Origin of the sequence: Aeribacillus sp. FSL M8-0235 (assembly GCF_038000355.1) — a bacterium.
Classification (GTDB): domain Bacteria; phylum Bacillota; class Bacilli; order Bacillales; family Aeribacillaceae; genus Aeribacillus; species Aeribacillus composti.
Window position 1 is genome coordinate 1,752,981 of sequence record NZ_JBBOBW010000001.1, and the last position, 13,974, is coordinate 1,766,954.

Below are 13,974 nucleotides of genomic sequence, written 5' to 3' on the forward strand. Positions count from 1 at the left end.
AGAACTGGTTGGCGAATGGCATGCATATTTTCGAATAAACGTAAAAAATTTCGCAACAATAAATAAGAAGATGATGATATATATGAGAGGTGAGCAAAAATGAAGTGGTTTAAAAACAAAAAACGTACACATGAACAAACGGAACTCGAAAGAAGAACGGATGTACATGACTTATATGAACCGTCCCGTGAAGCATATGGTCAAGCCTATAACGTAGAAGATGGGACAAAAAACAAAAAATAAAAATTTTATAGACAAAATGCTGTCTCCTATTCCTTTTTAAATGGCGAAGATCTACAGAATATATAAATGATTTCTGTGGATCTTTTTTAGTTGTTAAGGATTTTTCTGAAAGTAGAAATTTCAAGGAATTGTACCTTTTGCAATAAATGAAACGCTGCAAAGATGGTCTGAAATTGCGATTATAGGATTCATATGCCGGTGGCACAATATTATGTTTCGTTTATAAAACAAAAAACATGACAATTATGTAAAATATGATATAGTTTACATATAACAAAACATATGTAAAGACATCAGAAAGAGGTGAAGTTGACAAGATGAAAGAGATGTCAACGAAAAAGCTATTAGGCATTGCGGGACTCGCATGGCTTTTTGATGCAATGGATGTCGGCATTTTATCTTTTATCATTGCCGCGTTAAAAGAAGATTGGAATTTGACGGCAGAACAAATGAGCTGGATCGGGAGCATCAACTCGATCGGCATGGCTGTAGGGGCATTTTTCTTCGGTCTCTTGTCAGACAAAATTGGCAGAAAAACTGTCTTTATTATCACATTATTGTTATTTTCGATCGGCAGCGGCCTGTCGGCTTTTACAACCACATTAGCAGTATTTTTGCTGTTAAGATTTTTTATCGGCATGGGGCTGGGGGGTGAATTGCCAGTAGCATCAACGCTAGTATCAGAAAGCTCGCCGACAAAGGATCGGGGAAGAATGGTCGTGCTGCTTGAAAGTTTTTGGGCTGCAGGATGGTTGATCGCGGCAATTATATCTTATTTTGTTATCCCTCAATTTGGCTGGCGTCTCGCCCTTATTTTAACAGCTCTTCCGGCTTTTTATGCGATTTATTTGCGCATGAAGCTTCCGGATTCAAAAAAATTCAAATCGATACAAACAAAATCAAATGTATGGAAAAATATCGCAGCTGTCTGGTCAAAAAAATATGTGAAACAAACAGCTGTACTTTGGGTGTTGTGGTTTTCTGTTGTTTTTTCTTATTACGGGATGTTTTTATGGCTTCCAAGCGTTGTGATGATGAAAGGCTACAGTTTAGTGCAAAGCTTTGAGTATGTTCTTATTATGACTATTGCACAGCTTCCGGGATACTTTAGTGCGGCGTGGCTCATTGAACGAATTGGTAGAAAATTTGTTCTTTCTCTTTATTTATTTGGCACTGCACTGAGCGCATTCTTTTTCGGATTTTCCGATACAACGGCAGAGCTTTTAATATCTGGAATCTTTTTATCATTTTTTAACTTAGGGGCTTGGGGAGCGCTTTATGCTTATACACCTGAGCTTTATCCAACAGAAATTCGCGGGACAGGTGCTGGAATGGCCGCATCGTTCGGAAGAATTGGTGGCATTTTCGGACCTTTATTAGTTGGTTATTTAGCCGCTCTCAAAGTTTCCATGGTAGCCATTTTTTCAATTTTTTGCGCTGCCATTATTATTGGAGCACTAGCTGTTCTATTGTTTGGACAAGAAACAAAAGCGTTGGAGCTGGAGTAAAAATACAGCCTCTAAAGGAATTAACCCTTTAGAGGCTCATTTAATTTGAAAATAATCAGCTAGTTGATTGGCCAAGTAGCGTAGTTCAGGATATTCATGGAGATTTGACAACATTCCTTTAATGACCGGAATTCTTGGCTTTTCAGCCGTTATTTCAGCTTCTAACACTTCAATCGTAATGTTTAACTGTCCATCATCGATTATAGAACGGCTCATTTCTTTTATCTCATTTAAAATGTTCAACGGATGGCTGGGGGATTGAGAATGATTGAACATTTTGGTCATGATCTCAGCTGGAATGATGGGGTCATTTTGTTTTGCCAGCATTCCTTTAACTAAATCATCTGCTGTTTGCAAAATGTATTTTGCCAATTTTTCCTCATCTACTCTCACCCTATTTTCAAATATGAGGAACTGAATGAATGAAAAAAAGATTCCTTGAACGATAATGTTTACATCTGCTATATACTTATCAATTGACTTGCCGTAAATGTTTTTCAGATTGTTTGTTAAAAAATGAAAAAAATCGTTTCTTAGGTTTTGTAACAACGAATCAATTTTTTCATTATTTTCTTTTAAATTTTCATGCATCTGCGTAATAAATATTTCTTTATGCGCCAAAAATTCTTTTAATTGAACAGACAATTGTTTAATAAACCGCTCTTTTGGATCTTCGTAATTTGCCCCGATTTGCTCCGTTTTTTTCTTTAACTGACTAAAAAACTGCTCCAATAATTTAATTAACAGCTCGTCTTTTGACTTGAAATAAAAATAAAACGAACCTTTCGGAATGCCACATGCATTGGTAATTTCTTGGATGGAGGTGGAAGAAACGCCTTTTCGAGCAAACAGCTTCATCGCAGCTTCAATGATTAAACGTTCTTTTTCTTTCACATGAACATCCCCTTATTGTCGGAAAAAATTTTATTAGTTTAGTTGACTACTAGTTAACCGGTCAATTATAATGACTATATAGTCAACTTACTATAAGTATGTATAAAAAAAGGAGAATTGTCAAATCTTCATGAAAGGAATGGGACTTGGTGGAGAACATTATTAAATTTTCGCTCCGTAATAAACTGGCTATTTGGATTTTAACTATCATTGCAATTTTTGCGGGACTATTTTCTGGATTTAATATGAAGCTGGAGACGATCCCGGACATAAACACTCCCATCATAAGTGTTACGACTACATATCCAGGTGCAACCCCTGAAGAAGTACAAGAGAAAGTGACGGTTCCTATTGAAGAAGCTGTTCGCAATTTGAACGGGGTGGAAATCGTCAGCTCTAATTCGTTTGAAAATGCATCTTCTATTCAAATCGAATACAAATTTGAAAAAGATATGGAACGAGCAGAAGAGGAAGCTGAAAAGGCAATCGAACAAGTCGAACTTCCTGATGGAGCAGGAGAGCCTAAAATTGCAAGATTTAGCATGAACGCTTTCCCTGTTTATACAGTGAGCTTTTTTGATGAAGGAAAAACACTTCCTGAATTAACTGAACTGGTTGAAGACATCATTGTTCCTGAATTGAAAGGAATTGATGGAGTAGAAAGCATTGTAACTTCTGGACAGCAGGTAGAAGAGGGGCGGCTTGTTTTTCATCAAGACAAATTAAAAGAGCTCGGGCTAAATGAGGAAACAATAAAAAATTATATTCAAGGTGCGGATCTCCGTGCGCCATTAGGTCTTTATACATTTAAAGACACGGAAAAGTCTGTTGTCGTTGACGGAAATATTACGACAATTGACGATTTGAAAAAGCTTAAAATCCCAGTCACAGGATCAGCACAAGGGCAGCAAGCCGGAGAGGCGCAAATGAGCCAAGTGCCAAACGGTTTGTCTGGAGCAAATGGTGCAGCGCCAAATCAGGCGATCCAGCAGCAAAGCATTGAATTGCCAACAGTCGAATTAGGAGAAATTGCCGATATCGAAATCGTCGGAAAAGCTGAATCCGTATCAAGAACGAACGGAAAAGAAGCAATCGGACTGCAAATTGTAAAAGCTACTGATGCGAATACAGTTGAAGTCGTAAATAAAGTAAAAGAAAAATTGGATGAATTAAAAGACGAATATAAAGGCCTCGGAGTCGTTTCAACGCTGGACCAAGCAGAACCGATTGAAAAATCTGTTGAAACAATGCTGAATAAAGCTCTGTTCGGTTCGATTTTTGCAGTTATTGTCATTTTGCTGTTTTTGCGCAACATTCGTTCAACGTTGATTTCCGTGGTGTCAATTCCGCTTTCCATATTAATTGCATTAATCATTTTGCGTGAAATGGACATCACGTTGAACATGATGACGCTTGGAGCTATCACAATGGCGATCGGCCGCGTCATTGACGATTCGATTGTCGTCATTGAAAATATTTACAGACGGATGACATTAAAAGGGGAGCCGTTAAAAGGGAAAGAGCTGATTATTGCAGCGACAAAAGAAATGTTTATTCCTATTATGTCCTCAACCATTGTGACGATAGCGGTTTTCTTGCCGCTCGCATTTGTCGAAGGGATGGTCGGACAGCTATTTATGCCGTTTGCCCTTACGATTGTATTCTCGCTTTTAGCGTCCCTTTTAGTGGCGATTACTATTGTGCCGGCACTTGCTCACGTTTTATTTAAAAAAGGAGTAAAACGGAAAGGCGAAAAAGAAAAGGAAGCTGGCTTTTTGGTTACTAACTATAAAAAAATATTAAATTGGTCTTTGAACCATAAATGGATAACATCATTGATTGCGATTCTGCTTCTTGTCTCCAGTCTGTTTTTAATTCCTGTCATCGGTGTAAGCTTTTTGCCGAATGAACAAGAAAAGCAAGTTATCTTAACGTATGATCCGGATCCAGGGCAAACGCTGGAAGAAGTAGAAGATATCGCATTGAAGGCAGAAGATTTCCTTGTCGACCGTGATCATGTAAAAACGATTCAATTGTCTGTCGGAAGCGAAAATCCGATGAATCCTGGAAATCGAAATCAGGCCATTTTCTTTATTATGTATGAAGATGACACACCGAATTTTGAAAAAGAAAAGGAGAAAATTGTTAAAGACTTAAATGAATTAACGAACGAAAAAGGCGATTGGGGCACCATTGACATGATGATGGCAAGCAATGAGTACACATTGTATGTGTTTGGCGATTCGATGGAAGATATTGAGCCTGTCGCCCAAAAAGTGCAAAAAATCTTGGAAGATGAAAAAAACTTGAAAAATGTCGAATCAGGTTTATCGAAAACTTATGATGAGTTCACGTTTGTTGTTGATCAAGAAAAGATGAGCAAGCTAGGATTGACCGCTGGGCAAATTGCGATGGCATTAAGCCAACAGCATGAACGGCCGGTTTTAACAACAATCCAAAAAGAAGGTCAAGACATTGAAGTTTATATTGAAGGGGAAGAGCAAACATTTGATTCGATTGATGAGATGAAAAAGAAAACCATTCAGTCCCCACTTGGCATGAATGTGAAAATTGGAGATGTAGCGAAAGTAAAAGAAGGCGAAACATCCAATACGATTACTAGACGCGACGGAAAATTTGCAGTATCAGTCAGCGGAGAGATTACTACTAATGACGTTAGCCAAGTAAATGCAAACATTCAAAAGAAAATAGATGGTTTAGAATTGCCGCCTGGTGTGAACATTGAAACAGGTGGAGTGTCCGAACAGATCAATGAGTCGTTTTCACAATTAGGATTGGCTATGCTCGCTGCCATCGCTGTTGTCTACTTTGTGCTGGTGGTTACGTTTAGTCAAGGACTTGCGCCTTTTGCCATTCTATTTTCACTTCCATTTACCGTCATCGGCGGATTTGTAGCGCTATGGCTTGGGGGAGAAACATTGAGCGTTTCAGCTTTGATCGGTGCGCTCATGTTAATCGGTATTGTTGTGACGAATGCGATTGTGTTAATTGACCGTGTCATTCATAAAGAGCGTGAAGGACTTTCTACAAGAGATGCGCTCATTGAAGCAGGGGCAACTCGTCTAAGACCGATTTTAATGACTGCGCTGGCAACAGTTGGAGCATTGCTTCCTCTCGCATTAGGTTATGAAGGAGATGGAGGCATGATCTCGAGAGGACTTGGTTTAACCGTCATCGGCGGATTGACCAGCTCGACTTTGCTGACTCTCATCATTGTTCCAATCGTCTATGAAGTATTAAGCAAATTTAGAAGAAAAGCTCCAATCGAGGAATGATAAGCAAAAAACCTGAAAAGCACTAAATAGGCTTTTCAGGTTTTTTGCATAACTTGCTGAAACAGTTTTTATGAAAATAAGAATATCAATTGTTTTGAAAAATTTTTAAAAGGGTCAATTATTCAAATTCCGGCAATAAAAAAACGCGCTTTTTAGCGCGTTTTTTAAACGGAGAAGGTGAGATTCGAACTCACGCGGCGGTTGCCCGCCCTAACGCATTTCGAGTGCGTCCCCTTCAACCACTTGGGTACTTCTCCATGGTCGGGAAGACAGGATTTGAACCTGCGACCCCCACGTCCCGAACGTGGTGCTCTGCCAAGCTGAGCTACTTCCCGAAAAACGTCAGCATTGATATTGTATATTAAAATAAAAAATTTGTCATCAAAAAATTTTAACCAATCAACAAAAAGTTTGGAAAAGGAAATTAATCTTTTTTTGTTGAATTATGTAGTAGGCAAATAAAAGAAAGGAGTCACATAACATTGAAGGTACAAAACATTGGCGATGACATCACATTAATTGATCTTTTTGACTTAGGATTAGAAAACAGAACAGGGGCTTACGTTCTTCACGAAAAAGAGCTGACCATCATCGAAACAAGCGCGAGCCCGTCTGTCCCATATTTATTAAAAGGTCTTGAAAGTTTAGGAATTGATCCGAAGGATGTTAACAACATCATTGTTACGCACATTCATTTAGATCATTCGGGAGGTGTCGGGCTTTTTCTTGAACATTGCCCAAAAGCAAAAGTGTTCGTCCACCCCCGCGGGAAACGTCATTTGCAAGATCCATCCAGATTAATTGCCAGCGCCAAAACGGTGTATGGAGAGGAGCAATTTCAAAAATTGTTTGACCCGATTTTGCCCGTGCCAGAAGACCAGCTAGTTGTAAAAGAAGATTTGGAAACGCTTCAAGTAGGCGATGATCGCGTGCTGACATTTTATCACACACCAGGTCATGCGAATCACCATTTTTGTATACATGATTCCAAAAGCAACGGCATCTTTACCGGCGACACGATCGGGGTTTTTTATTCAATGCTCTTAGATTCAGACTTAGAGTTTTATTTGCCGTCTACTTCTCCTAACCAGTTCGATCCGGATAAAATGCTTGAATCATGCGAAAGAATCGAAGCATTAAACGTTTCGAAAATATTTTTCGGTCATTTTGGCATGAGCGAGCATCCAGAGGAAGTTTATAAACAGCTAAAATATTGGCTGGACATTTTTGTAGATCAAGGCAAAGCGGTTGTAAAAGAGCATGGAAGCTTGCCGTTTGAAGAAAAATCAAAGCTTCTATCTGATAGATTGTACAGCACGTTGCAAGATTACTTAAAGAAAAAACATATTTCCGAAGATCATCAAGTGCACGAGTATTTAAAAATCGATATGGGCATTTGTGCGCAAGGGATTATTGATTACTTGCAAAAAGCAGAAAATAGATAAGGAGGCTTGTATGGAAAGAGATATACGCAAAATTAAAAATGTTGCGTTCCAAACGAATAATCCGATGGGTTTATGTTAGAACCTGGTAATTGGGAGGAATATGATCGATTTTAATGCTTGCGGAGGATATTTTTCAGCAAGGGACGTTTGACCTTCATCCCCATCGGGGAATCGAAACTGTCACATATGTAATTGACGGGATTTTGGAGCATTTTGATAACAAAAATGGATATGGCAAGCAAAGCCGGGGATGTTCAATGGATGACTGCTGGAAGAGGAGTAATTCATCAAGAAGATCCTGCACCTGGATCTACCGTTCACAGTCTAGAGCTGTGGGTTAATTTGCCGAGTTCAAAAAAACTGACAGCTCCCCGCTATCAAAATTTGAAAAGTGCTGACATGCCAGTTAGAAAAGAAAAAGGAGCGTTAATTCGGATTTTTTCTGGTTCGTCAAAAGGTATTCAAGCGCCGACTAAAAAATTACGTTCCTGTCACGATGGTGGAAATGATTCTGGAACCTGGTGCGTCCGTACATCAAGATCTTCCGGGAAGCTATAATGGTTTTCTTTATATTTTGGAAGGAAAAGGCTTGTTTGGTGCGTCCAAAACAAAAGGGGTAAAAGGGCAAGTGCTGTTTTTAACAAAGGGTGCTGAGGGAGAGGAAAGCTACATAACTGTCACAGCGACAGACAAACTCCGGCTGCTTCTATATGCGGGAGAACCTCTCCATGAACCTGTCACAGCTTACGGTCCGTTTGTTATGAACACGAAAGAAGAAATACGGCAAGCAATCGTCGACTATCAAACAGGAAAGTTTGAATGAAAGAGAATAACAGTTTGATAAACTCTCCTCCTTTTTTGCACGGAAGGAGAGTATTTATTTTGTAAATAAAAATTATTTCTCGGGAAAGCGCAAAATTCAACAATGATAAAGAAAAAACGAGAAAAAAGGTAGCATCTGTCGAATGGTTGTATATTGAAATGTTTTGTGTCAGATTATGTGACATAAATCATGTTTCGTTCTCGTTCGGCTTGTTACAATAAAGAGTAAATTAGTGGAGACAGTAGGTGATAAATATGCTGTTTTTAAAAAAATGGAATCGAGCAGCGGATCATGAAGAAGATAGACAAAAAAAACAGATGGAGGATTCGTTTGCGGCACAGGTGGAAGTTGCTGCGGATCAATTAAAAGGCGTCATTGAGCAAATGAAATTAACCGCTGTTTCCCTTGATGAACGATCTTCCTCGAGTAAAAAAAGCACGTTTCAGCTATTAGAGCATATTGAGCAGACCGCGCAAGACACAAATAACGTTTCAGAAAAGATGCGTAAAATTGAAGAGGCAGCTGTGAAAATCACAGCATCTTCTCAAGAGATACATTCCTCAAGCATATTATTTTATGAACAGCTCGTAAAATCGAAAACGCAGCTGCAAAAAATACAAGAAGAAACGGAACAGCTGCGGCAAAATCATTTGAAAATTCTTGATCAAATGGATCGGCTCGTTTCTTTTTCCAAACAAATGGATCACATTCTTTCTTCGATTGGAGCGATTTCCCAAAAAACAAAAATACTTGCATTAAATGCAAATATCGAATCGGCAAGAGCCGGAATACATGGGAAAAGCTTCTCGGTCGTTGCAAATGAAATTGGAAATTTAGCAAACCAAACGCATGATGCGGTTGAAGAAACACATCAAATTCTTTCTTCGATTCAATCAGAAATTGAGTTTTCGACCAAAATGGTAAAATCGGAAAACGATCAGATGAAAAAGAATGTGGCTGAATTACTATCTTTAATTGATGTTATCCATTCCTTTCAAACATCGTTGGGCAAAATCACATCAATGGTATCGGATTCGAAAGACGCTGTCGAATTGCAGTGTGATCATGTACAGGAAATTACTACGGTGCTCAAGCAAATATCAGATATGGCTCATGAAAATAAAACTTATGCACTGAGAGTTTCAGAAGATATGGATAAGCAGCACCAGCATATTGAAGAGATGATTGCCATCAGCGAGACATTGGATCAAACCTCTAAAGAGCTGCAAACGTTAGTCAAAAGGGATCAGCTTCAACAAATTACAGAAATAGATTTGGCAAAAATCAACGAAATGAAAGAAAAAGTGATGAATCTTTTAACACAATTTCCACTGTATGAACTAGATGCGGATGTTCATAAAAAAGCATTGGATCAATTTTTTGAGGAGAACGAGCATATCGAAGCTATTTGGTCGAATCGACTGGACGGTACATTCGTTTATTCCAACCCTCCTGCAGGCTTAATAAATGCAAAAGCCCGTCCTTGGTTTATCGAAGCTAGTAAAAATAAAATCTTTATATCAAGCATCTATACATCTGCTGTTACAAAAAAACCGTGCATCACCATTTCCTTCCCCATTCATAAGAACGGAGACATCGTCGGGGTTATCGGTGTCGATTTAATAGTAAAATAAGCAGATGGTTTTAATCCTTTTTGAAACGATATAATTTTCGCCCTTTTATTTAAAAATGCGGTTTCACAACCGCGTTTTTCTTTTCTCTCAAACAAGAAAATTAAAAAAAAAGAGAATGAATACTCAAAAAATTTTCAGAAAGATTAGCCTGTTTTTCTGCTCGATCCATCCGCTTCTCTTTAACTCCGCAACACAATGCTTAAAGCATTTTTTTAATGATGGATAAGAACATGTCTTTTTCCTCGCTTCCATTACGAGCCGCAAAATTTCCCCTTCGCTAAAGCCGTTTCTCTTGTTTATATGGAGCAAATAAAAACAAGTCAATAAAATCCAGACACACACTTCAGACAAATTTCCTTTGGCAAATTCTTTAAAAACGAATTCCGGGACTTGAAAATACCTATTTTTTACATTTTTATGTAGATGCTGTTCAATAATTGATTCATGATGGTCTTTTTTATACTCATTATTAAATATGTAGAGAGGCAGTGAAAAATATTGTGCGTTACGATGTTCATAGAAAGAAGGATTTAATTCATTTGTCAACATCTTGACCCCCAAAAACCCTTTTGATCAGCATGAACGGGAAATATTTTCGTAGAATTGTTTATTTTTGGCCGGTGCCCGCTTTTGTTTCTTCCAGTTTGATAAGAAAGGAAATGACATCTGCAAGTGCTTGCCTATAAACTAGCAAATTTTGAGTATCCATCAAACAATAGATGGTTCCTTTTAAATCATCGCAATCGTTTTTGGCTATGCCCAGCTTTTTAAGCTTTTCTTCAAGCTCGTTGTATAGAGCTTTGAGCTCACGGTTTTGTCGATTTAACAAAGCTTGCTCAATTCGATTATAAGCGAATTCATTGAAAGCTTGCTCAAAGTTCATCTATGCTCACCCAACCCTTTGAAGATAAAAATGAATAAAAAATATTCATTTTTATAGTAATACAAAACGAATTGAAAGTAAAATAGGAAAACGTTAAACTATATTATAGATGAAGTAGCAAAGAAGGAATGTAACAGATGGAAATCAATAAAAAAATCGGAGAACAAATAAGAGAAGTGCGAAAAAAGTATAATATATCGATGGTTCAACTGGCCGAGGATTTGGAAATTTCTCAGCCAAGGCTTTCTAGAATCGAAAATGGTGAACAAGAAATTCCTATTAGCCTCATTCAAAAATTTTGCCAAAGATTTAATATACCGATGGGAAGCTTTTTTAAAATGATCGATAACGAGGACATATCCCTTGTTGATGATCAAGTAGAACATATTCTTTCTACTTTAAATGATGAGCAAAAGAAAGCATTGTATGTTTTTTTATCTTCTTTTCAAAAATAACCCTCCATCCCTTGATCCCTTCATGAATTCGTGACGAAAGGCAGACCGAAAATAAACGAACAAATGTTCCTTTTTATTTTACCATGTTTTGATAGTTTTTGGAAGCGGTGAGAATTCTCTTTATTATTTTATTTTTATGGAGAGTTGAATCACCGCTTTTTAGATCCAGGCAAGTAACTGCCGTATCATATGCACAGTAAAAATGGAACATGCTGATGCATCGGCTTAAAATATTTTGCTAGAATGTAAGAAGCCAAAAAGTATGTTTGAACAAAACTATATACAGTTGATCCACTTTTCAAAAGCACAATCAAATGGAACTTCTGAACCATTTCAATAAAAATGACTCGAAAATCATTTAAACATTGTCGTAATAAAGCGAGAAATATTTGGGATTTGAGTTGGAATGGAAGTCGGCAGCGAAACATATTTATCTATAAAACGGAGCATAACTGCTATGTTGATGCAGCTTCCTAGAAAATCTTACAGTTCTCAATGAAAGGTTTTTTAGAAGCTCGCCAATTTCATGGCGGGCCAAGCAAATTGATACAATGACAGCAGGACGAAAAATATGAAATGATGCTTAATGATTGACAGCCGCGCCATAAACTAATAAAATTGGATTGAAAATTCGGAATTTTTAGGAGGGGACCAAATGGAGAAATTTGAGAACTACAATAAAAGCTATATTAACGGACAATGGGTTGAAGGAAAAAGCGAAAGCATATTTGAAGATGTTAATCCTTACGATAATTCCCTCATCACAAAAGTGCGTTTAGCAACAAGAGAACAAGTGCAAGAAGCATTTGAAATCGCTCAACAGGCACAAAAAAAATGGGCGAAATCGTCTGTTGAAGAAAGAAAGGAAGTTATTCGAAAAGCAGCAGAATATTTAAAGTCTCATCAGGATGAAATTGTAAGCGTTATCACTCGTGAGACAGGCGGAACAGTTTTAAAGGCGAATGTAGAATTGCACTTGACGCTGGAGGTTCTCGAAGAAGCCTTGAACTATGCAGGAGCCATACATGAAGTCAGGGAAGTCCCAAGTGCAATTGAAGGGAAAGTGAACAAAATTTACCGTCTTCCGCTCGGAGTGATTTCATCAATATCACCGTTCAATTTCCCGATGAATTTATCGATGAGAACAATCGCTCCTGCGATTGCATTAGGAAACAGCGTTGTCCATAAACCGGATATACAGGTAGGTCTTGTTGGAGGCTCGATCATTGCGAAAGCATTTGAATATGCCGGACTTCCAAAAGGAGTCTTCAACATGATTTTAACCGATATTCCTGAAATCGGTGATGAAATGCTGACAAATCCGATTCCGCGCTTAATTAGTTTTACCGGCTCCACCGCCGTTGGCAGACATATCGGTGAAATTGCTGGCCGCAATTTGAAACGGGTTGCGCTGGAGCTTGGAGGCAACAGTCCGTTTGTCGTGCTGTCGGATGCCAACGTAGACCAGGCAGTGAACGCCGCTGTTTTCGGCAAGTTTATCCACCAAGGACAAATTTGTATGATCGTCAATCGCTTTATCGTTCATAAAGATCATTACGATGAATTTGTGGAAAAATTTGTTTCCAGAGCAAAATCTCTTCCTTATGGGAACCCTTCCGATCCCAATACGGTCATTGGACCATTAATCAATGAAACGCAGCTGAAAAAAGCTTTAAGCTACATTGAAGAAGCTAAGAAGGAAGGCGCAACACTTGTCTTAGAAGGGAAAAGAGAAGGAAACGTCCTCACTCCATTTGTCTTTACGAATGTCAAAAATTCAAGCAAGCTCGCGCAAACAGAAGTTTTTGCGCCCATCGCGACAATCATTAAGGCTGAATCAGATGAAGAAGCGATTGAAATGGCAAATGACACCGAATATGGTTTAAGTTCTTCTATCTTCACCAGCGACTTGAATAGAGGGGAACAGCTTGCGTTGTCCATTGATTCAGGCATGACCCATATCAATGACCAAACAGTCAATGATGCTCCAAATATTCCATTCGGCGGAAACAAAGGAAGCGGTTTAGGACGTTTCGGAAATCCATGGGTTGTCGACGAATTTACCGTGACAAAATGGGTTTCAGTTCAAGAAAAAGAGCGTCAATTTCCGTTTTAATGACGACAACTCCCTATACATTGTGTAGGGAGTGATTTATTGTAAGAGGAATTTTGGACGAGGAAATTCCTTTTGGGGGAATAAGCGATAGTTCGAGAGAAAAATATAAAAATACATCCTCTTTATAAACGAAAACAATTTCATGAAGGCACCTCTCATGCTATCTGATTTTTTATTAAAACGAATCTTACCAATTTTTGAATTTTATTGTCCACTCTTAAGTATGCGGTCAGCTTTTGAAGAAAATTGTGTTTCACGACTTGATAGAGTTGAATCTTTGTAAAAAAACTAGAAAGATGAATCATTTGCTTTTTATACCTGTAACGGGTATAATGTATACAAACGAAAGAGGGGAGGGGTGTCAGTGACAGAAAATGAAAAACATGATCACGAGAAAATAATGGTTCCTAGAACTTCTGATGAAATAGACAAGCTTTTAAAGAGGCTGAAACGGATTGAAGGGCAGGTTCGTGGGGTACAAAAAATGATTGAGGACAATCGTTATTGCATTGATATTTTAGTCCAAATTTCAGCCATTCAAGCTGCGCTGCAAAAAGTAGGTTTCAACCTGTTGGAGCGGCATGCCAGCCATTGTGTTGCGAAAGCGATCAAAGAAGGAAGCGGTGATGAGTCGATTCGCGAGCTGATGGATGTGATCAAACAGTTTTCTAAATAAG

11 protein-coding genes, 2 tRNA genes and 1 pseudogene are annotated in these 13,974 nt (G+C 38.3%); 9 read left to right on the forward strand and 5 right to left on the reverse strand.

Features of this window, described 5'->3' with window-relative positions:
- Nucleotides 1-99 precede the first annotated feature (99 nt).
- Together NSQ71_RS08460 and NSQ71_RS08465 are read left to right on the forward strand one after the other, a co-directional pair.
- Nucleotides 100-243, forward strand: coding sequence for a hypothetical protein (locus tag NSQ71_RS08460; protein ID WP_158640157.1), 144 nt, complete (start codon nt 100-102; stop codon nt 241-243).
- 317 nt (nt 244-560) lie between these two features.
- Nucleotides 561-1,751: an MFS transporter gene (locus NSQ71_RS08465; protein ID WP_063389587.1), complete on the forward strand. Its 1,191-nt coding sequence runs from the start codon at nt 561-563 to the stop codon at nt 1,749-1,751.
- 36 nt (nt 1,752-1,787) lie between these two features.
- Here the strand turns inward: NSQ71_RS08465 and NSQ71_RS08470 are convergent, their stop codons facing one another.
- Nucleotides 1,788-2,645 (reverse strand): TetR/AcrR family transcriptional regulator, encoded by an 858-nt coding sequence (locus tag NSQ71_RS08470; protein WP_340733671.1) that lies wholly within the window; start codon nt 2,643-2,645, stop codon nt 1,788-1,790.
- A 149-nt stretch (nt 2,646-2,794) separates the two neighbouring features.
- Here NSQ71_RS08470 and NSQ71_RS08475 point away from each other — a divergent pair, with 149 nt between their 5' ends.
- Entirely contained in the window at nt 2,795-5,941 is a 3,147-nt protein-coding gene (locus tag NSQ71_RS08475) for an efflux RND transporter permease subunit (protein WP_340733672.1), read from the forward strand.
- Nucleotides 5,942-6,110: 169 nt separating this feature from the next.
- On the opposite strand, the gene NSQ71_RS08480 is transcribed toward NSQ71_RS08475, so the two are convergent.
- A tRNA-Ser gene (locus tag NSQ71_RS08480) sits at nt 6,111-6,198 on the reverse strand.
- Nucleotide 6,199: 1 nt separating this feature from the next.
- Nucleotides 6,200-6,276 (reverse strand) — tRNA-Pro (locus NSQ71_RS08485).
- Between the two features lie 141 nt (nt 6,277-6,417).
- On the opposite strand from NSQ71_RS08485, the gene NSQ71_RS08490 reads away from it, so the two are divergent.
- The 3 genes and pseudogenes from NSQ71_RS08490 to NSQ71_RS08500 all read left to right on the forward strand — a co-directional run bounded on the left by NSQ71_RS08490 (nt 6,418) and on the right by NSQ71_RS08500 (nt 9,843).
- The gene (locus tag NSQ71_RS08490; RefSeq protein WP_445684588.1) at nt 6,418-7,386 is read left to right on the forward strand and encodes an MBL fold metallo-hydrolase; all 969 of its coding nucleotides are present in this window, start codon (nt 6,418-6,420) and stop codon (nt 7,384-7,386) included.
- Between the two features lie 10 nt (nt 7,387-7,396).
- Nucleotides 7,397-8,209 (forward strand): annotated as a pseudogene (locus NSQ71_RS08495) (pirin family protein).
- Between the two features lie 254 nt (nt 8,210-8,463).
- Nucleotides 8,464-9,843 carry a methyl-accepting chemotaxis protein gene (locus NSQ71_RS08500; RefSeq protein WP_327848633.1) on the forward strand — a complete coding sequence of 460 codons (1,380 nt, stop codon included), beginning with the start codon at nt 8,464-8,466 and terminating at the stop codon, nt 9,841-9,843.
- A gap of 123 nt (nt 9,844-9,966) precedes the next feature.
- On the opposite strand, the gene NSQ71_RS08505 is transcribed toward NSQ71_RS08500, so the two are convergent.
- Together NSQ71_RS08505 and NSQ71_RS08510 are read right to left on the reverse strand one after the other, a co-directional pair.
- Nucleotides 9,967-10,392: a hypothetical protein gene (locus tag NSQ71_RS08505; protein WP_340733675.1), complete on the reverse strand. Its 426-nt coding sequence runs from the start codon at nt 10,390-10,392 to the stop codon at nt 9,967-9,969.
- Nucleotides 10,393-10,450: 58 nt separating this feature from the next.
- The gene (locus tag NSQ71_RS08510; RefSeq protein ID WP_063389581.1) at nt 10,451-10,726 is read right to left on the reverse strand and encodes a hypothetical protein; all 276 of its coding nucleotides are present in this window, start codon (nt 10,724-10,726) and stop codon (nt 10,451-10,453) included.
- Nucleotides 10,727-10,863: 137 nt separating this feature from the next.
- On the opposite strand from NSQ71_RS08510, the gene NSQ71_RS08515 reads away from it, so the two are divergent.
- The 3 genes from NSQ71_RS08515 to NSQ71_RS08525 all read left to right on the forward strand — a co-directional run bounded on the left by NSQ71_RS08515 (nt 10,864) and on the right by NSQ71_RS08525 (nt 13,973).
- Nucleotides 10,864-11,181 carry a helix-turn-helix domain-containing protein gene (locus tag NSQ71_RS08515; RefSeq protein WP_063389580.1) on the forward strand — a complete coding sequence of 106 codons (318 nt, stop codon included), beginning with the start codon at nt 10,864-10,866 and terminating at the stop codon, nt 11,179-11,181.
- Nucleotides 11,182-11,836: 655 nt separating this feature from the next.
- Complete coding sequence (locus NSQ71_RS08520; RefSeq protein ID WP_066246629.1) at nt 11,837-13,297, forward strand: aldehyde dehydrogenase family protein; 1,461 nt, start codon at nt 11,837-11,839, stop codon at nt 13,295-13,297.
- Between the two features lie 400 nt (nt 13,298-13,697).
- A complete protein-coding gene (locus tag NSQ71_RS08525) occupies nt 13,698-13,973 on the forward strand; it encodes a metal-sensing transcriptional repressor (RefSeq protein WP_063389602.1) in 276 nt (91 codons plus the stop codon).
- The last annotated feature ends 1 nt before the right edge of the window (nt 13,974 follow it).